Source organism: Pandoraea faecigallinarum (assembly GCF_001029105.3).
Taxonomy (GTDB): domain Bacteria; phylum Pseudomonadota; class Gammaproteobacteria; order Burkholderiales; family Burkholderiaceae; genus Pandoraea; species Pandoraea faecigallinarum.
Genome location: NZ_CP011807.3, coordinates 903,148 through 927,199 on the forward strand (window position 1 = coordinate 903,148; position 24,052 = coordinate 927,199).

Consider the following 24,052-nt stretch of genomic DNA (forward strand, 5'->3'; position numbering starts at 1 on the left):
TCAAGGAAAACGTAATGAACATCAATGACATCGTTCGTGCCGGCCCCGTGGTTCCGGTGCTCCAGTTCGACAACGTCGAGCAGGGCGAGCAAGTCTCGCGCGCACTGCTCGCGGGCGGCGTGCGAGTTCTCGAAATCACGCTGCGCACCCCGGCGGCGATGGACGTCATCCGTCATGTGGCTGGCCTGTCCGACGAGCTGATCGTGGGGGTGGGCACGCTCACGCACCCTGAAGAAATGGCGCAGGCCGTCGCGGCCGGTGCGCGCTTCGGGGTGTCGCCCGGCTACACGCCTGCGCTGGGCGCGGCCGCGAAGGCCGCCGGTCTGCCGCTGCTGCCGGGCGTGGTCACGCCGTCGGACATTCTCATGGCGCTGGCCGACGGCTTCGATACCGTGAAATTTTTCCCGGCCGAGCCCTCGGGCGGCGTGCCGATGCTCAAGGCGCTGTACGGCCCGTTCCGCAGCGTGCGTTTCTGCCCGACGGGCGGCATCAGCGCGGAGTCGGCGCCGTCGTATCTGGCACAGCCGAACGTGGTGTGCGTGGGCGGTTCGTGGCTGACGCCCAAGGCGCTGGTCGATGCGAAGGACTGGGACGGCATCACGCGTCTGGCGCGCGCGGCGAGTGCGCTGCCGCGCGGCTGAACGCGCTGCGTCGCCGGCTTCATCGAAAAACAGGATTCCAATAAACGGGCGCGAGCCCAACGGGCATCCGCCCATCTAGCCAAACGAGGAGACCCCCATGGTCGCGGTGCAAGGCAACTTGTTGCTGGTGTACGCGCTTGTCGCGGTAATCGCGCTGATCCTGATGATCGCGCGTTTCAAACTGAATCCGTTCATCACGCTGATCGTCGTCTCGCTCGTGCTCGGGCTGGCGGTGGGCATGCCGATGGGCGGCATCGTCAAGGCATTCGAGACAGGCGTGGGCAACACGCTGGGCCATATCGCGCTCGTGGTGGGGCTTGGCACCATGCTCGGCAAGATGATGGCCGAGTCTGGCGGCGCCGAACGTATCGCGCGTACGCTGATCGGGTTCTTCGGTGAGAAGAACGTGCACTGGGCGATGGTCGTGATCGCGTTCATCGTGGGTTTGCCGGTGTTCTTCGAAGTCGGCTTCGTGCTGCTGATCCCGATTGCGTTCAATGTCGCCAAGCGCACCGGAACGTCGATGGTGCTCGTGGGCATTCCGATGGTGGCCGGTCTGTCGGTCGTGCACGGGCTGATTCCGCCGCACCCGGCGGCGCTGCTCGCGGTGACCGCCTACAACGCGGACATTGGACACACCATCATGTATGCGCTGATCGTGGGCATTCCGACAGCCGCCATCGCCGGCCCGCTGTTCGCCCGGCTCATGGCGCGTCACGTGGTGCCCAATCCGGACAACCCGCTGCTCTCGCAGTTCGTGGAAGCCGACCGTCCGATGGACAAGCTGCCGGGCTTCGGCGTTACGCTGTTCACGATCTTGCTGCCGGTCATTCTGATGCTCATCGGCAGCTGGGCCGATCTGTTCTTCGCACCGAAGACGTTCGCCAACGACTTCCTGCGCCTGATCGGCAACTCGGTGATGGCGCTGCTCATCGCCACACTCGTGAGCTTTTTCACCTTCGGCAAGCAGCGCGGATTCAACCGCGAGCAGATTCTGAAGTTCACGAACGAGTGTCTGGCGCCGATTGCCACGATCACGCTGGTCGTGGGCGCCGGTGGCGGTTTCGGGCGTATCCTGATGGATAGCGGCGTCTCGAAGGCCATCGTCGACGTGGCGAACAACGCTCACCTCTCGCCGCTGCTGCTGGGCTGGCTGGTGGCGGTGCTGATTCGCATCGCCACGGGATCGGCCACGGTGGCCATGACCACGGCTTGCGGCATCGTCGCGCCGATTGCGGCGGCCGCCGGCTCGACGGTCAAGCCCGAACTGATGGTGCTGGCCACGGGCGCGGGCTCGCTGATCCTGTCGCACGTGAACGACGGCGGCTTCTGGCTGGTCAAGGAATACTTCAACATGACCGTGCCGCAGACCTTCAAGACCTGGACGGTGTGCGAGACGATCATTTCGGTCGTCGCCCTGTTGCTCACGCTCGGCCTCGCAACGGTGGTCTGAGGCGGCGGAGGCGGGGATGCAGGGCGCACGGCAAGAGCAACACGTCGACGCAGGTCGGCACGGAACAAGGAGACGAGCCATGATCGTCGTGGTAATGGGCGTATCGGGCAGCGGCAAAAGCACGGTCGGGCAGATGCTCGCCAGCCGGCTGGGCTGCGGGTTTTCCGACGCGGATTCGTTTCACAGTCCCGCGAACATCGAGAAGATGCGTCGCGGCGAAGCGCTCAACGACGCGGACCGTGCCCCGTGGCTTGCCGCGATTCGCGAGGCCATCGTCGCGCGCCGTGCGGCGGGGCGTCACCATGTGTTCGCCTGTTCGGCGTTGCGCGCCCGTTATCGCGATGTGCTCGGCGAGCATGACGGCGATGTCGTGTTCGTCTACCTCAAGGGCGCTCCGGAAGTGATCGGCGAGCGCCTGGCGTCCCGTTCGGGGCACTTCTTCGACCCGGCGTTGCTGCAAAGCCAGTTCGATACGCTCGAAGAACCGCGTGACGCACTCGTCATCGACATTCGTGAATCGCCCGACGCCATCGTCGACACGCTTTTGCACAAACTTGCCGCCTGCCCCGGCGGCGCGCCGCTGACGTCCGCAGGGTCGGCACGCGTACAATAGCGGTTTATTCTTCTGCGCCGGCGCTTCGTGCGCCGGTCGTACGCATCAACATGGCCTCCTTCGAATTCTTTGCGCCCTGTCCTCGCGGACTGGAAGAGGCGCTCGCCGCCGAGCTTGCGGAACTGGGGCGCCTGGCCCCGATCTCGGTCGGCAAACAGGTGCCCGGCGGGGTGCATTTCGCTGGTCCGTGGGCGGCCGGCATGGCGGCCAACCTGCATTCGCGCATTGCCAGCCGTGTGCTGCTTCGCGTGGCACAGCAGAGCTACCGCACCGAACAGGACATCTACGAATTCGCCCTGCGCCAGCGCTGGGAAGAGTGGTTCGGCTATCAGCAGACGCTGCGGGTCGACGTCACCGGCATCAAGGCGCCGGTGCGCAGTCTCGAATTCGTGACGTTGCGCATCAAGGACGCCGTGTGCGATCGGCTGCGCGAGAAGACCGGCGCGCGTCCGAACGTCGATACGATGCAACCGGACGTGCGCGTGTTCGCTTTCCTGACAGCCACCGACGTCACGATCTATCTCGATACCTCCGGCGAGCCGCTGTTCAAGCGCGGCTGGCGTCTGGACAAAGGCGCAGCCCCGCTGCGCGAGAACCTTGCGGCGGGTATTTTGCGCCTGGCGGGCTGGCGCGCCGATACGGCGGCCGACATGGTGCTTTACGATCCGATGTGCGGCAGCGGCACGTTCCTGGCGGAAGCGGCGCAGATCGCGCTGGGCATTCCGGCGGGCGCGGGGCGCCGCTTCGGTTTCGAGAAACTCAAGGGCTACGACATCACCGCATGGCAGTCGCTGAAGGTGCAGGCGAGCGACGCGCAGCGCGACGCCCGTGTGCGCGGCGTGCCCAACTCGATCTTCGGCAGCGACATTTCCGGTGACATGCTGGTCAAGTCGCGCGCCAATCTTGAGCGCGCCGGTGTGGGCGACATCGGCCTCAAACAGGTGGATGCCCGCGATATGTCGCCGCCGGTGGATCGTCCGGGGATCATCGTCGCGAATCCGCCCTATGGCGAACGTATCGAAGTGAGGGGCCGTCGCGCGCCGCGCGATGCGCACGACAGTTATTCGCCCGACGTACAGGGCAATCGCGGCGGATTCCAGCGCAACCAGCCCGATGGTGTCGATGCCGAGTTCTTCCGTGCGTTCGGCGATGTGCTCAAGCAGCGCTTCACCGGCTGGAGCGCGTTTCTGCTCACCGCGGACATGAGCCTGCCGGGCCAGATGCGCCTGCGCGAGTCGCGTCGCACGCCGCTGTACAACGGCGCGCTCGAATGCCGTCTGTTCCGTTTCGACCTGATTGCGGGTTCCGTGAGAAAGCGCGGCGGTGATGGTGAGGGCAAACGCGAAGGCGGCGAAGCGTAGGCACGCCGCGCGTATTGTCCGATGTCACGCAAGAAGACCGGCCATGGCCGGTCTTCAGATTGCTGACGAACCCCTCGTTTTTCGGAGCGAGGGGTTTTTGGCTTTTAGGCAAGGGCGAATGGGCAGCGTAAGGGCGCGCACATTGAGAGACAAGCCCTCAGGACGCTCATGAGCCACCGAAACGGGCGCCAGAGGTACGAACGCTCGCCTAAACGCGCCCGTAGGCGCGCCACCAGCATCGCAATTTTCTTGATGTTCTGCGCCGCCGCAGCCAACAAGCACTGCTCGGCCACCTTGCGCAGCCCGCGCATGCGCGCATAGCGATGCCCATGCAGTTGCTTGGCATCGGCGAAGCTGCGTTCCACCGTCTCCTTGCGCCGCGCGTAAATGCGTCGCCCCCACTCGCTCAGCCGCCTCGCATCCACCCGCTCCTTGGCGCGCTCCCAGACATGGCGCGTCACCACCTTCACCGCGTTGGCACTGTTCGTGCACTGTGCTCGTACCGGGCAGCACCGGCATATCCGAGCATCGGATTTGTATTCCCGATAGCCGAGCCGGTTAGTCGTGCTGTACGGCAGCGCCTGTCCCTGCGGGCACACGTACTCGTTGCGGTACGCGTCGTACTGGAACTGCCGTTTGTAGAACAGCCCCGGCTTGTGGTTCGGCGTGCGATAGCCCATCACCCCGGCAATCTCCCGCTCCTCGAGCCCCTGGCACACCGCCGGCGTGAAGTAGCCAGCATCCAGCCCCACCGCTTCCACCTTGAACTCGAAGCGCTCGCGCTGTCGATCCAGCCGCTCCAGATACGGCTGGCTGTCGTGCACCGAGGCCGGCGTCACATGCGTATCGGTGATGATCGCGTGCTTCGCGTCCACCGTGCGGTGGTCCAGATAGAAGAACCCCTTCGGCTTGTCGTCCCGCACCATGTAGCCGCTGTCCGGATCGGTCCGGCTAATCTTGGTGTCCTTGCTCGACGGCGGCTCATCGCCGTCGCGATTCAGCGGCTTCTTGCCATGCGCGGCCCGGTCCGCATCCACTGCCGCATTGAGCTTCTCCAGATAGGCCGCAGGCGTCTGTTCCAGCTTTACCACGTCGAATTTGTTCTTGTTCGCGTTGGCTTTCAGGTGCGTGCTGTCGGTGTACAGCACCCGGCCATCGACCAGACCACGGCCCATCGCCTGGCGCACGATCTCGTCGAAGATCTCCTGATACACCGTCGTGTCCGTGAAGCGTCGGCGGCGATTCTGTGAGAACGTCGACGCATCCGGCACCTTGTCGGTCAGCCGAAACCGGGCGAACCACCGATAGGCGACGTTGACCTGGACCTCGCGCATCAACTGCCGCTCACTGCGCACTCCAAACAGGTAGCCGATGAACAGCAGCTTGAACATCACCACCGGATCGAGCGCCGGACGACCGTTGTCTGCGCAGTACAGATGCGCGACCTTTTCGCGGATGAATTCGAAATCCACTGCCGCGTCGATCTGGCGCAGCAGGTGGTCCTTCGGCACGAGTTCCTCGAGCGTCACCATCTCGAGTTCGTGCTGCGTGGGCGTCGGGATCTTTAGCATCCTGCTATTAAAAAACAAAACCCTCGCACTTGGCGAGGGTTTGTCAGCAATCTGAAGACCGGCCATGGCCGGTCTTTTGCTTTGGCGACGCATGCCGGGTGCGGGGGGCAACGTCCGTCAGCGCTCGGTGGCAGGGGAAGAGGGGCCGGCGCCCGGCGCCCGCGTGGCGGACGGTGCGACGGGCGGCGGCGGTGGGGGTGGCGGCGGTGGCAGGGCGGCGCGCTGCGCTGCGCGCCGATGCGCCGCGGTGACGGCGAGGCGCTCGCGAAGCTCGCCAGGCGCGACGCGGGCGCGGCGCGGATCGCACGTCACATTCTCCGGGTCGGACAGATCGCTCTCGTAGTCGGGGCCGGTGCGTGGCGAACAGCCCGTGACGTTCAGCGCCCCGACCGTCGTCACGTCCCGCAGCCACCGCTCGGTGTCGCAGGTGACGGCGCAATGGCTCACGATATCGTCGATTACCGCACCTTCGCGCGGATCGGGATGAATTTGCCAGATGTCGCGTGTCGCCTCCCAATGCGGCCAGATCTGGCCGCCTGCGCCGTAGTGGCAATACGCCAGCGCCTGATAGGCCTTGCGACAGGCGTCGCGCATCGCATAGCACGCGGGCCGGTCGAGCGTCGCGATGTCGAGCATCCGTCCCAGACTGCCATTGCGATCCGCCACGGCGCTGTAGAAAGACACCCGCTTGTTGACCGTGTCGAACGACCACGGCACGGCAATGCCGTGACCGAAGGTTTGCAGTATGCGCAGCGTCAGGATGTCGTCGGCGACGTGTGCTTCGCCCTCGCGCGTGAGCACGGATTGCGCCCATATATCGAGTGTCGGCGTGCCGGCGATGCGCTCGAAGATCGTCCAGCCGGTCGCGCGCGGGAGCAAGCGACGCACCACATCCACCGCGAGCGCTTCGGGCAGGCCGGTGTCCCTGAGTGCGTCGATCGTCACTTCGTGGTCTTCCAGCGTCGAGAGCCGACGCAGCGCCGCGGCCTGTTGCGCATTGCGCGCGGGTTCGCCGGTCGTCGTTCTGCCGATGTAGGTCTCGACCTCGCGCCCGAACACGCTGTCCGGATGCAGGGCGGCACGCGCCATGGCTTCCTTCGTCGGATTGCACTTCGGATTGAGCGCCCGGATATTCACGACATCCACCCAGCAAAGCGACCGGTAGACCGGTTCGAGGACGGGCGTGCTCGGATGCTGCGGCGGCGATGTCGATGCGCTCGCGGCCTGCTGGTCGACGTTCATCGAATGTTCCCTTCGGACAATGTGAGAGGCGACATTGTCGGGAAGGAGGCCGGCGCCGGATGTCGAGTTCGTTCGCCGGAATATCCAAACGGGGATGCCGGGCGTTCGCGCTCGCCGCGTTACACGCGGCGCGACGCCAGGAACCGGCGCAGGATGCCGTGCGAATAGTGACTGGCGACATCGCGCAGGAAGCGCGGGAAGTCGACGTGCGCCATGTCGTCGGCGGCGTCGGAGAGCGTGCGCATCACCGCGAAGGGAATGCCGTACTCGTGACACACCTGAGCGACGGCCGCCCCTTCCATTTCGACGGCAAGCGCCTGCGGCAGACTGCCGCGCAAACGGGTGACTTCGTTGGCGCTGGAGATGAAGCGGTCGCCGCTGGCGATTTGACCGATGTGCACGCACGGCGCCGCCATGCGCAGTTCGCTGCGCAACGCCGCATCGATGCGCGCGGGCATCTCCTCGGCGAGCCAGTCGCGCGCGGCTTGCGCGAGCGCGTCGCGCAGGATGCGCTCGGTGTCGAACGACGCACGTCCGAGCAGCGGGACTTCGTAACGGGGAAAGAGCGGACTGGCGTCCATGTCGTGCTGCGTGAGCGTGTCCGCGATGACGACGTCGCCGACGTGCAGGCCATGCGCGAGACCACCGGCCACACCGGTGAAGACGATCTCCCTGACGTCGAAACGGTGGATGAGCGCAGCGGTGGTCGCGGCGGCCGCCACTTTTCCAATGCGCGCAAGCACGATGACGCAGTCATGGCCGTGCAATCTGCCCACGTGGTAGTCGCGCATGCCGACATGCTCGACGTGAGCACCGGGCGCCATCTCCGCGAGCAGATCGGCGATTTCTTCGTGGAGTGCGGCGACGATGCCTAGGGTCATGATGCGGGACTCACTTTGCTTGTGGGACGCGCGCATTGTAGCGCGGGGCCGCACCCCGGGATGGCGTGCGGCCCCGCGTGGCGACGCAACCTGCGTCAAGCCAGCGTCGATGTCGATTATTCGACCGCCTTGACCATTTCTTCGATCACCTTCTTGGCGTCGCCAAAGACCATCATGGTCTTGTCGAGGTAGAAGAGATCGTTGTCCAGCCCGGCGTAACCCGCCGACATCGAACGCTTGTTGACGATGATCGTCTTGGCCTTGTACGCCTCGATGATCGGCATGCCGGCAATCGGCGAGGCCGGGTCGTTCTTCGCGGCCGGGTTCACCACGTCGTTCGCGCCGAGCACCAGCACCACGTCCGTCTGACCGAACTCGCCGTTGATCTCGTCCATTTCCAGCACCTGATCGTAGGGCACTTCGGCTTCCGCGAGCAGCACGTTCATGTGACCCGGCATGCGTCCCGCCACCGGGTGAATGGCGTAGCGAACGCTCACCCCCTTCTCCACGAGCTTGTCGGTCAGTTCCTTGAGGGCATGCTGCGCACGCGCGACGGCCAGACCGTAACCGGGCACGATCACCAGCGATTCGGCGTTGCTCATCAGGAACGCGGCATCGTCGGGCGAGCCGGACTTCACCGGGCGCTGCTGCTGCTCGCCGCCCGCCGCGCCAGCCCCCGGCGTGGCACCGAAGCCGCCGAGAATCACGTTGAAGAACGAGCGGTTCATCGCCTTGCACATGATGTACGACAGGATCGCCCCGGACGAGCCGACCAGCGAACCCGCGATAATGAGCATCGGGTTGTTCAGCGAGAAGCCGATACCGGCGGCCGCCCAGCCCGAGTACGAGTTCAGCATGGAGACCACGACGGGCATGTCCGCGCCGCCGATCGGGATGATGATGAGCACCCCGAGCACGAACGCGATGGCGGTCATCAGAATGAACGGCAGCCAGCTTTGCGAGAGGAAGAAGATCACGCCGAAGCCGAGCATGGCGATGGCGAGCAGCAGGTTGATCGTGTGCTGCCCCGTGAACTGCACCGGCGCGCCCTGGAACAGGCGAAACCTGTACTTGCCCGAGAGCTTGCCGAAGGCGATGACCGAACCCGAGAACGTGATTGCACCGACGAACGTGCCGATGAACAGTTCGATGCGGTTGCCCGGTGGCAGGAAGGTTTCCCCGGCCGGGACGATCCCGAACGCGGCAGGTTCCGCCACGGCGGCCACCGCGATGCACACGGCCGCCAAGCCGATCAGCGAGTGCATGGCGGCGACAAGCTCGGGCATCTTCGTCATCTCGACCTTGCGAGCGACGAAGGCGCCGATACCGCCGCCGACGACGAGCCCTGCCAGGATCAGGGCGAGGCCCGAATAGTTGCCGCCCGTCAGGCGGCGCAACTCGTAGATCAGCGCAATCGTGGTCACGGCCGCGATGGCCATGCCGATCATGCCGAACGCGTTACCGCGCCGCGCCATGCGCGGATTCGACAGTCCCTTGAGCGCCTGAATGAAACAGATCGACGCGACCAGATACAACAGCGTCACAAGATTCATGCTCATGTCAGTGCGCTCCCTTTGCTGCCGTTTCGTCGTTGGCCGCCGTCTTTGCGGGGGCCTTGTCCTTTTTCTTGAACATCTCCAGCATGCGCTGCGTGACGAGGAAGCCCCCGAACACGTTCACCGCAGCGAGCGCCACGGCGACGACACCCATCGTCTTGCCGAGATTGCCTTCGGTAAGACCGGCCGCGAGCATCGCGCCCACGATCACGATGGCCGAGATCGCGTTGGTCACCGCCATGAGGGGCGTGTGAAGCGCGGGCGTGACATTCCACACCACGTGATAGCCGACGTACACCGCCAGCACGAAGATGATCAGGTTGATCACCGTGTGATTGATCATTTCCATGGTTGAGCCTCTCCCTTATGCCGCACGCAGGACCTGGCCGTCGCGGCACATCAGGCACGCGGCGACGATGTCGTCGTTGGTATCGATGACGAGCTTGCCTTCCTTGTCGATCACGAGCTTGAGGAAGTCCAGCACGTTACGGGCATAAAGCGCGGAGGCATCGGCCGCGACCATGCCGGCGAGGTTGGTGTAGCCGGCAATCGTCACGCCATGCACCTTCACCACTTCGTCGGCGACCGACAGCGGACAGTTGCCGCCGCCGTTCGCGCCGCGACCTGCCGCCAGATCGATGATGACCGAGCCCGGCTTCATCGCCTTGACGGTGTCTTCGCTGATGAGCGTTGGTGCTGCGCGCCCCGGAATCAGGGCAGTGGAGATGACGATGTCCGCCTGCGTGAGACGCGCGTGAACGAGTTGCGCCTGACGGGCAAGCCACGCGGCGGGCATGGGGCGCGCATAGCCGCCCACGCCCTTGGCGATCTCGCGCTCTTCGTCGGTCTCGAAGGGCACGTCGATGAACTTGGCGCCGAGCGATTCGATCTGCTCGCGCACCGCCGGACGCACGTCCGACGCTTCGATCACCGCCCCGAGACGCTTGGCCGTCGCGATGGCCTGAAGCCCGGCGACACCGGCGCCGAGCACCACCAGACGGGCGGCTTTCACCGTACCGGCGGCCGTCATGAGCATCGGCATGAAGCGTTGATAGAGGTTCGCGGCGAGCATCACCGCCTTGTAGCCGGCGATGTTGGCCTGCGAGGAGAGCACGTCCATGCTTTGCGCGCGCGTGGTGCGCGGCGCGGCTTCCAGCGCGAAGGCCGTCACACCGGCCGCCGCCATGCGGGCATTGTTTTCCGTGTCGAAGGGATTGAGCATGCCCACGACCACGCTGCCGCGCGGAATCTGCGCGAGTTCTTCGGGGGAGGGGGCGCGTACCTTGAGCACGAGTTCCGCGCCCAGTGCGTCGGCGGGGCTGCCGAGCGTGGCGCCCGCAGCTTCGAAGGCGGCGTCGGGAACGCTTGCGGCGTCTCCCGCGCCGCGCCCGATCACGATCCGATGTCCTGACGCGACCAGCTTCTTTACCGTCTCGGGCGTGGCCGCGACACGGGATTCGCCGGCATGCGTTTCGGCGGGAATGCCGATTTTCATTGCGTATCTCCTTAGGTTTGTGAACTGATCTCATCAGAGGCCAAACCTGTAGGCCACATGCCGTGGGCCAGGGAGCCGCAGCGTCTGCGCTGCCGGGGCAGACGCACTACCTGTTTCGCCGCTGATGACATTAGTCCTGCACAAACCACTGCGTTCGAACTACTGCAAAAACCGGTGATGCGGTACTGCACCTGCACATTGCACTTCGCTAGTGCTCGAAGCTTACCCGAAGATTACAAACGCGCCTATTGCACGAAATGACATATGAACATGAACGAACCGGTATGAATCGGGCGACGTTGCGCAAGCATTCGTCACCAGGCAGCCGACCGACCGGTCGGTCACGAAAGCCGGCGTCTTCAGCGCCAAACCCCGCCAGACGGTAAAATGTCGCTTTTATCGAGGCGCTTTCGTCGCAATGCCGACCCCGCGTCCCGCAAGGATCCGCCATGAATGCACGCTGGAAGCCCAACGTGACGGTTGCAGCGGTCGTCGAACGCGACGGCCGTTTTCTGTTTGTCGAAGAGCAAAAGCGTGCCGGTCTGTTGATCAATCAACCGGCCGGTCATCTGGAACCGGGCGAATCGATCGTCGATGCCGTGCGTCGCGAGGTACTCGAAGAGACGGCGCATACGTTCGAGCCGAAGCATCTGCTCGGCATCTATCTCGCCCCGGGACCGGACGACATCGCGTATCTGCGTTTCACCTTCACCGGTACGCTGGGCGCGTTCGATGCTACGCGCCCGTTGGACGAGGGCATCGTCGGCACCCTCTGGCTCGCGCCGGAGGAAGTGCGCGCGCAGCGGGCGCGGCATCGCTCTCCCATTCTGGAGCGATGCATGGACGATTACCTGCGAGGGGTCCGTTATGACCTCGACATACTTCAGACCCATCCGGCACTGACCGGCGGGCAAGGCAACACATGAGTCAAAAACGCGTAGTAGTGGGCATGTCGGGCGGCGTGGATTCGTCGGTCACGGCGTGGCTGCTCAAACAACAGGGCTACGACGTCGTCGGTCTGTTCATGAAGAACTGGGAAGACGATGACGACAGCGAATACTGTTCGACCCGCCAAGACTGGATCGACGTGGTGTCGGTCGCGGATCTGATCGGCATCGATGTCGAAGCGGTGAACTTTGCCGCCGAGTACAAGGACCGTGTTTTCGCGGAATTTCTGCGTGAGTACTCGGCCGGGCGCACGCCGAATCCGGATGTCCTGTGCAACGCCGAGATCAAGTTCAAGGCGTTCCTCGACCATGCCGTGGCGCTTGGCGGCGAGACCATCGCCACCGGCCACTACGCGCGCGTGCGTGAGCGCGAGGGGCGTTTCGAACTGCTCAAGGCATTCGATCACACGAAGGATCAGAGCTACTTTCTGCACCGCCTGAACCAGAAGCAACTCTCGCGCACGATGTTCCCGCTCGGCGAAATGCCGAAGACGAAGGTGCGCGAGATCGCCGCGCAAATTGGTCTGCCGAACGCGAAGAAGAAAGATTCGACAGGGATCTGCTTCATTGGCGAGCGTCCGTTTCGCGACTTCCTCAATCGTTATCTGCCGACGAAACCGGGTCCGATGAAGACACCGGACGGCACGGTGGTAGGCGAGCATGTGGGGCTGGCGTTCTATACGTTGGGCCAGCGCAAGGGGATCGGCCTGGGCGGCAGCCGCGACGGCTCCGGTGAGCCGTGGTTCGTCGCACGCAAGGACATGACGAGCAACACGCTGTATGTCGTGCAGGGGCACGATCACCCGTGGCTGCTCTCGGGCACGCTCGATGCCGAAGACCTTTCGTGGGTGGCGGGCGAGGCACCGGCCGAGGGCACCCGCTGCGGTGCGAAAACCCGCTATCGCCAGGCGGACGCCGCGTGCGAAGTCGTGCGTGCCAACGCCAGCCTGACCCTATCGTTCCGGGACGCCCAGTGGGCCGTCACGCCCGGTCAGTCCGCCGTGTTGTACGACGGCGAAGTGTGTCTGGGAGGCGGGATCATCGCGTCCACGACGCCCGCGGCTGACGGTGACACCGGCACGCGTGCAGATGCATCGGGCGCCGCCTCGAAACACACCATCCTCAATACGCATTGAAGCCGCCGGCGCTCGCCGGGGGGGACACCCGGCAGCGTGCCGGCGCGTGTCCCCCCGCAAAAGCCCAGGAGGTTTCATGTTTTCGCGCCGATTTCTGGCTCTCTGGATCACCGTGGCGTTGCTCGTCGCAACGCTCGTGCTGGTACTCGTCGACGGATGGAATCCGCTCTGGCCAATACCCTTCGCTGCATTGGTCGTGCTCGGGGTGTGGGACGTCGTGCAGCAGCGTCACGCGGTGTTGCGCAATTATCCGCTCTGGGGACACTTCCGATTTCTGTTCGAGTTCATCCGTCCGGAAATCCGCCAGTATTTTGTGGAGGACGATACCTCCGAGACGCCTTTCTCGCGCGCGCAGCGCAGCATCGTCTATCAGCGCGCCAAGGGTGACGTCGACAGCCGTCCGTTCGGCACCGAAATCGACGTCAAGGCGACCGGCTACGAGTGGATTGCCCACTCGCTTGCACCGACCGTGCTGAAAGATCACGACTTCCGCATCACCATCGGGCCGGATCGCGCGCAGCCATATTCGGCGTCGATCTTCAACATCTCCGCCATGAGCTTCGGTGCGTTGTCCGCCAACGCGATTCGCGCCCTAAATCGGGGCGCCAGACTCGGCAACTTCATCCATGACACGGGCGAAGGTTCGATCTCGCCGCATCACCGTGAACAGGGTGGCGATCTGATATGGGAAGTGGCGTCGGGTTACTTCGGTTGCCGCAACGACGACGGCACGTTCAACGCCGGGAAATTCGCCGCGCAGGCCACCACGCCGCAGGTGAAGATGATCGAGGTGAAGCTCTCGCAAGGCGCGAAGCCCGGCCACGGCGGTGTGTTGCCCGCGGCCAAGATCACGCCGGAAATCTCCGCGACGCGCGGTGTGCCGATGGGGCAGGACTGCATCTCGCCGTCGCGCCACAGCGAGTTCTCCACGCCGCTTGGGCTGCTGCAATTCGTCGACCGCCTGCGCACGCTCTCCGGGGGGAAACCGACCGGCTTCAAGCTTTGTATCGGCCATCCGTGGGAGTTCTTCGGCATCGTGAAGGCAATGCTCGAGAGCGGCATTCTGCCCGACTTCATCGTCGTCGACGGCTCGGAAGGCGGCACCGGCGCCGCCCCGCTGGAGTTCACCGATCACGTGGGCGCGCCGTTGCAGGAGGGACTGCTGCTGGTGCACAACACGCTCGTGGGCGCGGGGCTGCGCGACAGGATCCGCATCGGGGCATCGGGCAAGATCGTCACGGCGTTCGATATCGCACGCACGCTTGCGATTGGTGCGGACTGGTGCAACTCGGCGCGCGGTTTCATGTTCGCCATCGGTTGTATCCAGTCGCAGAAGTGCCATACGGACCGTTGTCCGACGGGCGTGGCAACGCAGGATGCGTTGCGCCAGCGTGCGTTGGTCGTGCCGGACAAGGCGCAGCGCGTCCACCAGTTCCATTCGCACACGCTGCACGCCTTGAGGGAGTTGATTCAGGCGGCCGGTTTGTCGCATCCTTCGGACCTGCGCGCACATCACATCGTCAGGCGTGTGTCGTCCAACGAGATTCGTCTGATGTCCGAGTCGCTCAAGTATCTCGAACCCGGCGATTTGCTGCGCGGCCAGTTCCGCTATCAACTGTATGAGAAGTATTGGCCGATGGCGCGGGCCGACAGTTTTTCGCCGACGGAAGTCGCCTGACCGGAACACGGCGCGGCCGACGGATCGGTTTTCGAAAGACGACCCGACGCGATAGGGCGTCGGGTCTTTTCGTTTACCGATAGTTTTCTTCCCAAATACCAAAATCGCGGGCGGTGGCGGCTCACATTAAGGTCTCCACCGGATGATGCTCGCGCGCGTACTCGCCTATCGTGTGGCCTTCGACTTTGTCATCCCGCCGACGGATTGTCGTCAGAGGAGGAGCCTATGAGTACGGTGCGATTTCTGATCAGCCGCCACGACGTCAAACTCGATGTGAACGGTCTCGTGCACACGTTGCCCGCGGGCAGCATGACGGCGACCAGTTCGGACGCGACGATCGATGCCCCCGGGCCTGTGGTGTCTCACGATTTTCATGCCTGCGATTTGCAGGCGCTGTATCCGGACGTCGTCGATCTGCTCGACCGGCGTCCGTTGGGTGTCTTCCATCGGCAAGCGGCGCGCACGCTGATTCTCGAGCCCACGATGGTGGACGTGGCGATGACATTGCAGAACGTCGACCGAATGGCGATGCTGCGCTTTTTCTACGTCTACTGTCTGTGCCGCGACCAGCGCTACTTCTCGGCGATGTTGCGCCAGACGATCGCGGGCAGTCACTCGCTGTTCGATTTCGTCGAAGCGAACTTCCACCGGCCGTGGCCGGTGGGCCGGCTCGCCGAGGAGTTCGGTATGCCGTTGCGCAAGTTCCGTTATCTGTTTCAGCAGACGTACGGCATGCCGGCCAAGCAGTGGTTGCTCGAGCGCCGGTTGCGGCTCGCCCGGGATCTGTTGCTGTCGACGCGTCACAAGGTGCTCGACATTGCGCTCGAGTGCGGCTTCACCAATCACGCCCATTTCACCGATACGTTTCGCAAGCGCTTCGATTGCGCGCCCACGGAGATTCGTCTGGGCACCCCGCCGCAGCGAGGCGGCCGCCGTGTCGCCATGCCGCGCGCCGATGCCTACGCCGCCATGCGAGCCGATCTGGTGGCCGGACACGGCGCGATCACCGACGCGGGGGTCGTATGAACGTCGAAGAGATCCACCGCGGCATGGGCGAGGGCGTGCGTCAGTTGTCGGACGAAGCGACGCAGGCCGTTCGCACCCAGGAAGTCAACGACCCGCGACACATGCTCGACGTGCAGTTCAAATTGCAGCAGTTCTCCACGGCCGTGGGGTTGCATAGCGCCACGATTAAGCTCATCAAGGACACCGTGATGGGCATCATCGCCAAGATTGCCTGAGTTGTTGCCTGCGTTGCCCGAGTCCCGAACTTTCGGGACGGCGAGGGGCGAGGCGACACGACGGCGAGACGACCTCGACATGACGACGAACGCGTTTCAGTCCCCAGCGACAAGCGACACCTCCCAGTGGCTCGACGCCGCTACGCGTCAGCACATTGTCGAGTTGGCGCTCGCCGGGGCGCAGCACGGCCTGGCGACGCAGGCACGCGTGATACTCGGCGCGCTGCCGTCGCTCGTTCCGCACGAGGAAGCGTGTCTCGGTCTGCACGCCGCGCTGCTCATCGCGCTGGGCGATACCTCCGCCGCGCGTGTCTGCCTGACCGAACTCGCCGCGCGAGGACAGGCCGACGCCCCCACGGCCAACGTGCTACGGCATTGGCTTGAGGCGACCGAGGCCGATCCGACGCGGCGCGGGGTGATGCAGCCTTCGCCTGTACCGCTCATGTCTGCCATGCCGCCCTTGTTGTCGATGCCGTGCGCGTCCCCGGTTTGCGCTGCGCCGGCGCCCTCGCACGCGTCATCCTCATCATCCTCATCATCCTCATCCTCCACATCTTCCCTTCCTTCGTTATGACGACTCCTTCTCCTTCCCCTTCTCCGGTGACGGGATACCCGTGTGCTGCTGCGGTATCGGCGACAGTCCCTCCGGCCTCGCCGGCCGGTGCCTGTCCCGGCGCCGACGCTGCCCGCTTCGATCAGGCGCTCGCCAGCGCGCCATCGTTGCCGGAGCACCATCTGCTCAACGCGGCGGGCAAGCTGGCGAGTCACACCGAATATCTCGCGCAGCGCGCCACGCTGGACGAACGGGCGCTCGACGACCCGGCTCGGTTGCTCGATACGCAGCGCGAAATCACCGAACGGGTGCTCGCGCTTGAATTCGTCGCAAAGGTGGCGGGTGCGGCGACGCAAGGGGTAAACAAGCTGGTTCACATGCAATGACGCACGGCGTTCGTTTCGTGAGCACCGTGATGTCCCGTCTGCGGCGATGTGTGCACGTACGGCACTGGCTCGTATGCGGGTGTCTGCTCGTCCTGACCGGTTGCAAGGTCGAACTGCATCGCGCGCTGAGCGAGACCGAGGCCAACCAGATGCTCGCGTTGTTGCTTGTCTCCGGGCTTCAGGCGGACAAGCGCGCGGATACGGCGGGCATGACGATCCGGATCGAACGCGCCGATTTCGTCCGTGGCGTGGAAGTGCTTCGTCAACATGGCCTCCCGCGTCAAAAGCGCGCATCGGTCGAAGACGTTTTTCCGTCGGGACAACTGGTCAGTTCGCCCGTGCAGGAGCAGGCCAAGCTCATCTTCCTCAAGGAACAGCGTCTGGAGCGCATGCTCGCGGCGCTCGATGGTGTGATGGTCGCCGAGGTGTCCATCGCGCAGGTGCCCACGGACTCGGCGGGCCGCGCGACGCTTCCGCCCGGCGTGGCCGTCTTCGTCAAGTACAGTCCGGAGATCAACATGACGCAGCACATGACCGATATTCGGAGTCTCGTGCACGACAGCGTGCCCGGCGTGTCGCCCGAGCGAATCAGTATCGTGTTGCAGCCCGCCGACTATCGGCTGCCGCGCGCGGCGATCGAAGCGGCGGCGCAGACCGATGGCGCGGCGGCCGGTGTGAGGTGGCGGCCGCTGTTGGGGTGGGCGATGCTCGCGGCGGCGACGGTGGCGCTGGGGCTTTTGGGCGTCGTGGCGTGGCGTCGACGCGGCGCGTGGGTGGGCCGCTTGCGTCAGCGCGTCGCGAAAGCGACGTAGTGGGGGACGCACTGCTGGCGAGCCTCATCTGGCGACCGGGCCGGCACATGGACGATGGGTGGTGGGACGCATTCGGGTTGGCGGCATGGCGGGCGTCCTACCGTAAGCATCCGGCATGCCGTGCGAGCGTCGATCGACTGCTGATCGAACGGCGCGGATGGCCGGACGCGACGCGCCCCGGCGATTGCGCACCTGCGATGAGTGACGCCGCTCACGCCATGCTGCGTTCCGTGGCGAACCTGCGTCGAATGGCAATCGCTTATGGTCTGCGCTCGTTCGGTTGCCCGGATTACCTCCTGCTCGGCAATTACCGCAGGGCGCTGTCGCCGTGGCTCGACGCATGGCAGTGCGATCGTCTGCTGCTGACTCGGCAGGACTGGCCGGAGATCCGGGCATTGTCACCGGACGCGATCGTCTCGGCGGCGCTGGCGCATACGGGCGAATGTCTCGACGCCGCGCAGCCTACGGGCAGCGTCTCCGATGATGGTGTCGCGACGGTTCGTGTCGCGGCCCGCCTGTTGCTGCCCCCGCCGCCGCGGACGTCGTCAACGCTGATGGACAGTCCCGTTGCGGACGACATATGGCCGCGGCTCGCGGCGTTGGAGAGAATGCTATGTATGTCATCGACTACGCATTGACCCCCATGGAATCGATCGACGGCCCCGCTCCGGCGGGGCCGGTGCTTTCCCGCGAGGTGCTGGAGACGCTGCGCCAGCAGGCAGGCGAGCGCGCGCGTTGGATGGAAGCGGCTCGCACTGCGCGGGATGCGGCCAGCGCCGAGCACGCGCAAGCGCTGCGCGACATCGAGGCGCAGCGAAACGCATGGCAGGAAGCGGCGCGGGCGCAGGCGAAGCAGGACGCGCAGACACTGGCCGAAGCGGCTCGCCAGGCGGCCGTCGTGCAGGCGGTGGAGTGGCTCGTCGACGAGGCTTCGATGGAGCGGGAGATCATGCGTTCACTGGAACGCCGCATCGCCGACGCGCTGACGGTGGCGTTGTCGAATTTCGTCGACAAGCTCGATATCGGTGAGCGTTTTGCGCACCGAGTCTGCCGTACATTGCCCAGCCTGGTGCGCGACGGCGCGCTTGTGCTGCGCGTGCCGCCCATGCAGCAACGCGCAATCGCCGACGCACTGCGCGAGGCGGACATCGTGCTGGCGTGTTCCGCGGACGCGACGCTCGCGGGGCGGCAGGCGCGTCTCGAAAGCGAATGGGTGACCGTCTGCCTGGATCTCGATGCGGACCTGGCGGCAGTCATCGACCGTTTGCGCGTCGGTCCGAGTCTGGAGGTCGCTTATGGTTGAACGTCTGCCGTCCTCGAACAATCCGCGTGTGGGGGGCACGCAGGAGAATGCGGCCCTCGAACGAATGCTTGACGACGAATGGCAGGCGCTCGAAGCCGACGCCATGTCGGCCCGCGGCACGTTCGCCGATGTGCCAGGCCATGTGGCCCTGATCGAAGCGACCATCGCGCAAAACGAGGAGGCGGCGTTTGCGGAGTCGCAGGAGAATCTCAGCTTCGCACTCGGGGTACGTTTTCGCCGCACGGGCGAGCGTGATGTGCGCGACGACAGGCAGCGTGCGCGCGCCCTGTTCGAGCAACAGATGCACCGATTTGCGCGCGTCAACGGGGCGCAGTTCGAACGGCTGCGCGGGCAGTTGCGCGACTTACCCTTCGTTCCGGATCCGCTTCAGCTTATTCGGCAGGCGCAGTTGTCGGCGGGACACGCTGCGCTGGTTGTTGCCGCATGGCTAGCGGACAGCGGACTCGACGTCGGTACGCGACACCGGTTGCGGCGCGTGTTGGACACGCTGACCGCGTCGCAAACGTGGAGCATCGAAGCGTTCGCCGCGCTTGAATGCGGCGATGGCGCGGCCCCGGGCATGGCCTTGATGCAGCAACTCAAATCGCTCTTTCGCCAGGCGCAAGGACCGCAACGCACACTTACGCAATGGTTCGACGAGTGCCGTCGATTCAGCCAGCGCCGTGCGCGCTTGCGGGCGCTTATGCAGGCGCTGGGTCTGGAACTGGGAGCGCAGCAGGCGGATGCCGATACGCAGCGTCTATCGGCCGTGATCGACGACTTGCGCCGCGTGGTGTTGTTCCTCACGCTCGAGTCGGCCTGCGAGTCGTCGGCGCGTGCGGTGCGTGAAGCGGGCTGCCGGGCGTTCGATACGGACGCGATGATTGCCGAGGTCCTCACACTGCTCGATCAGCCGTGGGTCGGTGCGCAGTGGCTCACGCAGCGGGCTTCGCACCTTGGAATGACGACGGTCGACGTTCGCTACGCCTTCGCGCGCGGTCTGACGCACCTCGTCAAGTCGGCCGATGAAGGGTGTTTCCGCGACGACACGCAGCGCGAGGCGCTTGAAGAGGCGCTGGACACCTGGCGCACGGAAATCGCGCAGGAAGGCGATGCCATGAGAGGGTGACGGGCGCATGCTCCATGCGCCGCGCGCAAGCGATGCTAAAAGGGAAGGGACGGAGGGCGAGGCGGGGTGACGACGGGTCAGGCGCGCAAATGCTCCCGGCAGAGCTTGATGCGATCGTAGAAATCGGTGAGCGCCTGCGCGAAGGGTTCCGGTTCGGCGGCCGAGTCTTCCTTGACTTGCGCGTGAAGGATCAGACGGTTGTCATGCTCGCGCAATTGCACGTGCCCTGTGACCGCCCACTCCGCGGGTTCTATCAGAAATTGCAACAGGCGTTCGCTGTTCGCTCTGTGCAATCGTGCCGCTTCGTCGGTCGCCACTACGGCGTGAATGCTGCACACCTGATTGTCCAGCGTCTCCACGATGATGCTGGGCGACGCGTTGAACGTCAGTTCGATAGGCGAGTGGTTGTCGACGGCGTCGATCTTGCCAGGGTCGCAGCCGATCAGTTTCAGAGCTTCGACGAGAGTTTGCGCTAGATCGTAACTGGGCATGATAAACGTGGAGAGTGGAAGGTTTCGATGGCGCGCCCGGTACGAAGCCCGTGCCAGAAGACCGGGGACGATGGCAGAGGTTCCCACGTTTGGCCGCCCCTAACTTTGGTGGCGTGAACCGCGTTGTGGCTTCCGGGCACGTGCATGCGGCGATGTGGGGACTCATGGGGACGACGGTCTGCATGGCATGCGTGATTGTCCGCGGCATTGTCGGTTCGGCGAGTTTTTCGACAACGGATACGCTGTCGCCTGCCGCTTTCGCGATATCTCCCGGCGTCTCCGGCCGTCTCCGTTGGTTCCCGGCTGCACCGCAGCGACGCGTCAGGGTAGCTTTCCATACGATGTGCTGTAGCGGCGCGAGAGACTTTCAAGAATTGCCTGCGCCGCCGTCACCGCCTGCTTTTGTGTCCGCGCCCGTGCATGTTGCGGCGGCGTGAGCGGCGTACGCAACACGGCGTCGAGCGTGCGGCCAGCACGATCGAGTTTGGCCGCAACGTCGCGAGATACCGTATCGGGCGACACCGCGAGGGCATCCTCAAGTCGGGTCAGACGAAGCGTCATGGGACGTCTCCGGGGTGAGTGGCAGGTAAAAGAGCCGGTCATGTGCGCTGATCGACACACCATCGGGATGGATCGCGACGATCCGTGTCCCGCCGGGTAATCGCACGCCTTGCGCGAGGCGGGTGCCGTCGGCAAGCGTGATCTGCGGTGCGCCGGGCGATCCGCCGATGCTGACCAGCGGCGCGGAAAAGCCCGTTTCGCCGAGTGTGGGAATCGGCGACGGAAGCGGCTCGATGCGCAACGGCATGGCGTTCGTTGGCCGGTTCCATGTGTCTGCAATGCCTTTTAGCGATGCCTGCCTGCCCGGCGATAGTGCGCCGGTGAGCCGCCATCCGCTGCGATCGCGCGAGATACCGATGCCGCGCAGTTGTCCCGCGTCGCGTAACGTTTTCACCAGTCGCTCGAAGCTGTTCGCGGCGCTGTCGGCGATCCGCCATCCGTGCGGCAGCGAGAGGGCGTCAAGCGCATCGGACGCCGCCCGCCATCGTGCATCGGCAATCAGCGGTCCGCCTACGAGCAGTGCGCCATCCTGCGCCACGCTCACCTGTGCCGCGCCGAAGCCATGGAGCCGCAGCAATGTGCCGACGGTTTGCACGGCAGTCTCCGGACACCATGTCTCGTCGCTCAGTGCCGTGCCCAGCCAGCGCGCTTCGGCACGCAATCGCGCGCGTGTGTCGTCGTCGAGACAGCCGCCAGACAACCGGACGGTGCCCTCCATGGTGCTGAGCTGGACATTCGGCGCGATGCGCGCCGCCAGGGTTTTCAACGCGTCCGGCTGCGGCGCACGGGAGATGACGTTGGCGGTGCCCGTTCGCCACATCGCAACGCCGGCACCGGCAATCAGCAACGAAAAACCGGTGGCGGCGAGCCAGGCGATGGTCGAGCGGCGCCGGGAGCCGTCGCCCGCCGATACGTCGGCGGACGCCGCCGCCGGGGAGGCCGCACGGCGAACGGGGCGTTTCGGCGACGGCGAAGGGAACGGCTGACTCCCGTCGCCGAGCCATAACCCGAGGCCCGCCAGATCGATGACGGTGTGCAGGGGCAGGGCAGGCGCGTTCTCCGATGCGAACGGCTCACCGTCCACCCAGACGGGGGCCGTGGTGGCGAGACGTACCTCATCGTCGCCGATGGACAGCGTCACCGGCCCGTCGTGTTCGAGCGTCATTGCAATGTCGGCGTCGGCATGGCCGAGGGTGAGCGCGCCGACCGGCAGCGGCATGGGACGCCCGGCGAGCGGGCCGTCGAGGAGCGTCAGGGTGAGCATCGTCAGGCGCTCGGGAGAACGGCCGCCGGTTCGGCCTTGATCAGAAACAGACGCATTACGCTGTCGTTGCGGTTGCTCGTCGAACTGAACAGCCGGCCGATGATCGGCAGATCGCCCAACAACGGGATCTTGCGCTCGTGCTCGTGCTGCGCATCCTGCACGAAGCCGCCGAGAAGCAGCGACTGTCCGGCCTGCAGCGTGGCGTGGGTCGAAATCGACGAGTTGCGTATCGTCGGGACTTCGTTGCGGACGTTGCGCTCGCTGCGCACTTCACCACCGTCTTCGATATTGAGCGTGAGCATGACCTGCTCGCGTGTGCCGTCCTCCTCCGGCTCGCCCTCCTTCGGCACGAGCCGCGGCGTGACCCGAAGCAACGATCCCGACGTGACGCTCTCCAGCTTCGCGACCTTCTCCCCCGAGACTTTCGTGTAGAACGTCACGCTGCGATCGAGCACGGCCTGCATGTTGTCGAGCGTCACGATCGATGGCCGCGACAGGACACGTGCCTTTGAGTTACGCTCCAGCGCGCTCAGATTGAGCATGAACTTGTTGGTGTCGCCGACCAGCGTGGTGAACGTTCCCGAGTCGCCGTCGTTCATCTGGCTCGACTGCCCATTGAGCGACACGGTGCCGAAGCCGCCGAGCCGGGCGCTACCGGAAATGTCGACGCCGAGCTCGGCGATGTCGCTGGCATTCACGTCGATGATGGCAACGGAGATGTCGACCAGCCGCGGGCGAACGTCGAGTTGGGCGATGAGATCGCCGTAGATCGGCAGATTGCGACGCCTCTCGCGCACGATCACGGCATTGCGGCGCGGATCGGCGGAAAAGCGCGGCGTGCCGCCGGTGCCGGTCCGTGCGACGTTGGCGATGCCAACGTCACGTGCGGCGTCGGGACGGCCGACCGAACCCGCCGGGCGGGTTGACGTTGCGGTGGCGACGAGCGGACCGGCGCCGAGTATCAAGTCTTTCAATACGCTGACTACGCCTGGCACGACCACTTCCTGCCCGCGATAAAAGTACCTCGTATCGTCGGCCGTTGCGAATTTCAAAGGAAATATCTTGATGGTCTCTTCGCTCTCCTGCTGATCGCGGGCGTCGCGCTCGACGTATTCGGCGAGCATTGCGACGGTGTCGAGGCAGGCCGGCACACCCGCGATTTCAAGCGCGTGTGTCGCCGGAATCGCCCGTGCCACGCAGTGTTTCGGATGAAGCACCCCGGCGTCGCGCAGGTGACTCAGGAGGGCGCCAGGCGACGCGTACCGCAACGGCATGACACGTCGTGAGGTCTCGCTGGCCTTGTAGACGTTCAGCGTCTGACCGTCGAAGTACCACGAAAGCCGATAACGTTCCGACAATGCGTCGAGTGTTTCCTGAGCGTTGCCTGCGGGCAGCGTTCCAATGAAGCGGTCGTTGACTTGCGGGCTCACGACGGTCGGAACGCCGTGATGTGCGCCGAAGTCGCGTAGCAGTTCCGCCAGCGGCGTGCCGGCACTCTGGAAGACGAACGGACCGCCGTGCCAGACGGGGACGGACGCGACGAGGGGCGCATTCATCGGGGAGGCGAATGCCGGGAGTGCGGCCGAGGCGGCAAGGACCGCCGCGACCCCGAACCCGGATGTCGTCAGCGCCGCGAGCGAGCGCAGGAACCGCGGCAGGCGGCGGGCGAGATGGGTCGGACGCGCGAAGCGACGAAAGGAGGGCAGACACACTGCCCACACGAACCACATGCAGTGGA

At 65.0% G+C, this 24,052-nt stretch carries 25 protein-coding genes; 15 read left to right on the forward strand and 10 right to left on the reverse strand.

The features are described from left to right. Positions 1–14: 14 nt before the first annotated feature. The 4 genes from eda to AB870_RS04090 all read left to right on the forward strand — a co-directional run bounded on the left by eda (position 15) and on the right by AB870_RS04090 (position 4,068). Complete coding sequence (gene eda / locus AB870_RS04075; protein WP_047907044.1) at positions 15–641, forward strand: bifunctional 4-hydroxy-2-oxoglutarate aldolase/2-dehydro-3-deoxy-phosphogluconate aldolase; 627 nt, start codon at positions 15–17, stop codon at positions 639–641. Positions 642–738: 97 nt separating this feature from the next. After that, positions 739–2,094, forward strand: a complete 1,356-nt coding sequence (locus AB870_RS04080; RefSeq protein ID WP_047907045.1) for a GntP family permease — start codon at positions 739–741, stop codon at positions 2,092–2,094. Positions 2,095–2,173: 79 nt separating this feature from the next. Next, entirely contained in the window at positions 2,174–2,707 is a 534-nt protein-coding gene (locus AB870_RS04085) for a gluconokinase (RefSeq protein ID WP_047907046.1), read from the forward strand. A 50-nt stretch (positions 2,708–2,757) separates the two neighbouring features. Continuing rightward, complete coding sequence (locus tag AB870_RS04090; protein WP_047907047.1) at positions 2,758–4,068, forward strand: THUMP domain-containing class I SAM-dependent RNA methyltransferase; 1,311 nt, start codon at positions 2,758–2,760, stop codon at positions 4,066–4,068. Positions 4,069–4,172: 104 nt separating this feature from the next. On the opposite strand, the gene AB870_RS04095 is transcribed toward AB870_RS04090, so the two are convergent. The 6 genes from AB870_RS04095 to AB870_RS04120 form a co-directional block, all read right to left on the reverse strand. Next, positions 4,173–5,639 (reverse strand): IS1182 family transposase, encoded by a 1,467-nt coding sequence (locus tag AB870_RS04095; protein WP_157112225.1) that lies wholly within the window; start codon positions 5,637–5,639, stop codon positions 4,173–4,175. Between the two features lie 117 nt (positions 5,640–5,756). Next, positions 5,757–6,881: a hypothetical protein gene (locus tag AB870_RS04100; RefSeq protein ID WP_047907048.1), complete on the reverse strand. Its 1,125-nt coding sequence runs from the start codon at positions 6,879–6,881 to the stop codon at positions 5,757–5,759. Positions 6,882–7,000: 119 nt separating this feature from the next. After that, positions 7,001–7,762, reverse strand: a complete 762-nt coding sequence (locus tag AB870_RS04105; protein WP_047908776.1) for a 5'-methylthioadenosine/adenosylhomocysteine nucleosidase — start codon at positions 7,760–7,762, stop codon at positions 7,001–7,003. A 116-nt stretch (positions 7,763–7,878) separates the two neighbouring features. Continuing rightward, positions 7,879–9,321 carry an NAD(P)(+) transhydrogenase (Re/Si-specific) subunit beta gene (locus AB870_RS04110; protein WP_047907049.1) on the reverse strand — a complete coding sequence of 481 codons (1,443 nt, stop codon included), beginning with the start codon at positions 9,319–9,321 and terminating at the stop codon, positions 7,879–7,881. A gap of 1 nt (position 9,322) precedes the next feature. After that, entirely contained in the window at positions 9,323–9,667 is a 345-nt protein-coding gene (locus AB870_RS04115; RefSeq protein ID WP_047907050.1) for an NAD(P) transhydrogenase subunit alpha part 2, read from the reverse strand. Between the two features lie 15 nt (positions 9,668–9,682). Then, positions 9,683–10,813 carry a Re/Si-specific NAD(P)(+) transhydrogenase subunit alpha gene (locus AB870_RS04120; protein WP_047907051.1) on the reverse strand — a complete coding sequence of 377 codons (1,131 nt, stop codon included), beginning with the start codon at positions 10,811–10,813 and terminating at the stop codon, positions 9,683–9,685. Between the two features lie 449 nt (positions 10,814–11,262). Here AB870_RS04120 and AB870_RS04125 point away from each other — a divergent pair, with 449 nt between their 5' ends. The 11 genes from AB870_RS04125 (at position 11,263) to AB870_RS04175 (ending at position 19,998) form a co-directional block, all read left to right on the forward strand. Further along, positions 11,263–11,739: an NUDIX hydrolase gene (locus AB870_RS04125; RefSeq protein WP_047907052.1), complete on the forward strand. Its 477-nt coding sequence runs from the start codon at positions 11,263–11,265 to the stop codon at positions 11,737–11,739. Further along, positions 11,736–12,896, forward strand: coding sequence for a tRNA 2-thiouridine(34) synthase MnmA (gene mnmA / locus AB870_RS04130; protein ID WP_047907053.1), 1,161 nt, complete (start codon positions 11,736–11,738; stop codon positions 12,894–12,896). Before AB870_RS04125 ends, mnmA begins: the two co-directional genes overlap by 4 nt. 76 nt (positions 12,897–12,972) lie before the next feature. Then, positions 12,973–14,574: an FMN-binding glutamate synthase family protein gene (locus AB870_RS04135; protein ID WP_047907054.1), complete on the forward strand. Its 1,602-nt coding sequence runs from the start codon at positions 12,973–12,975 to the stop codon at positions 14,572–14,574. Positions 14,575–14,799: 225 nt separating this feature from the next. Beyond that, positions 14,800–15,600 (forward strand): helix-turn-helix transcriptional regulator, encoded by an 801-nt coding sequence (locus AB870_RS04140; protein ID WP_053059549.1) that lies wholly within the window; start codon positions 14,800–14,802, stop codon positions 15,598–15,600. Beyond that, positions 15,597–15,815, forward strand: coding sequence for a type III secretion system needle filament subunit SctF (gene sctF, locus AB870_RS04145; RefSeq protein WP_047907055.1), 219 nt, complete (start codon positions 15,597–15,599; stop codon positions 15,813–15,815). The genes AB870_RS04140 and sctF overlap by 4 nt, the downstream gene beginning before the upstream one ends. 79 nt (positions 15,816–15,894) lie before the next feature. Then, the gene (locus AB870_RS04150) at positions 15,895–16,389 is read left to right on the forward strand and encodes a DUF1039 domain-containing protein (RefSeq protein ID WP_157112226.1); all 495 of its coding nucleotides are present in this window, start codon (positions 15,895–15,897) and stop codon (positions 16,387–16,389) included. Further along, complete coding sequence (gene sctI / locus AB870_RS04155; protein ID WP_084663306.1) at positions 16,386–16,754, forward strand: type III secretion system inner rod subunit SctI; 369 nt, start codon at positions 16,386–16,388, stop codon at positions 16,752–16,754. Before AB870_RS04150 ends, sctI begins: the two co-directional genes overlap by 4 nt. A 17-nt stretch (positions 16,755–16,771) precedes the next feature. Further along, positions 16,772–17,566, forward strand: coding sequence for a type III secretion system inner membrane ring lipoprotein SctJ (gene sctJ, locus AB870_RS04160; protein WP_167362670.1), 795 nt, complete (start codon positions 16,772–16,774; stop codon positions 17,564–17,566). A 47-nt stretch (positions 17,567–17,613) separates the two neighbouring features. Further along, the gene (locus AB870_RS04165; RefSeq protein WP_167362671.1) at positions 17,614–18,204 is read left to right on the forward strand and encodes a type III secretion system domain-containing protein; all 591 of its coding nucleotides are present in this window, start codon (positions 17,614–17,616) and stop codon (positions 18,202–18,204) included. Next, the gene (locus AB870_RS04170) at positions 18,180–18,869 is read left to right on the forward strand and encodes a hypothetical protein (protein ID WP_071386830.1); all 690 of its coding nucleotides are present in this window, start codon (positions 18,180–18,182) and stop codon (positions 18,867–18,869) included. The genes AB870_RS04165 and AB870_RS04170 overlap by 25 nt, the downstream gene beginning before the upstream one ends. After that, positions 18,862–19,998 (forward strand): TyeA family type III secretion system gatekeeper subunit, encoded by a 1,137-nt coding sequence (locus AB870_RS04175; RefSeq protein ID WP_047907058.1) that lies wholly within the window; start codon positions 18,862–18,864, stop codon positions 19,996–19,998. Before AB870_RS04170 ends, AB870_RS04175 begins: the two co-directional genes overlap by 8 nt. 77 nt (positions 19,999–20,075) lie before the next feature. Here AB870_RS04175 and AB870_RS04180 read toward each other — a convergent pair whose 3' ends face one another. From AB870_RS04180 to AB870_RS04195, 4 genes are all read right to left on the reverse strand, one after another. Continuing rightward, positions 20,076–20,489 (reverse strand): InvB/SpaK family type III secretion system chaperone, encoded by a 414-nt coding sequence (locus tag AB870_RS04180; RefSeq protein WP_047907059.1) that lies wholly within the window; start codon positions 20,487–20,489, stop codon positions 20,076–20,078. A 321-nt stretch (positions 20,490–20,810) separates the two neighbouring features. Next, a complete protein-coding gene (locus AB870_RS04185; protein ID WP_047907060.1) occupies positions 20,811–21,050 on the reverse strand; it encodes an EscE/YscE/SsaE family type III secretion system needle protein co-chaperone in 240 nt (79 codons plus the stop codon). After that, on the reverse strand, positions 21,025–22,314 hold the full coding sequence (sctD, locus tag AB870_RS04190) for a type III secretion system inner membrane ring subunit SctD (protein WP_047907061.1): 1,290 nt from the start codon (positions 22,312–22,314) through the stop codon (positions 21,025–21,027). Before sctD ends, AB870_RS04185 begins: the two co-directional genes overlap by 26 nt. A gap of 2 nt (positions 22,315–22,316) precedes the next feature. Next, a complete protein-coding gene (locus AB870_RS04195) occupies positions 22,317–24,026 on the reverse strand; it encodes an EscC/YscC/HrcC family type III secretion system outer membrane ring protein (RefSeq protein ID WP_237170042.1) in 1,710 nt (569 codons plus the stop codon). Positions 24,027–24,052 lie beyond the last annotated feature (26 nt).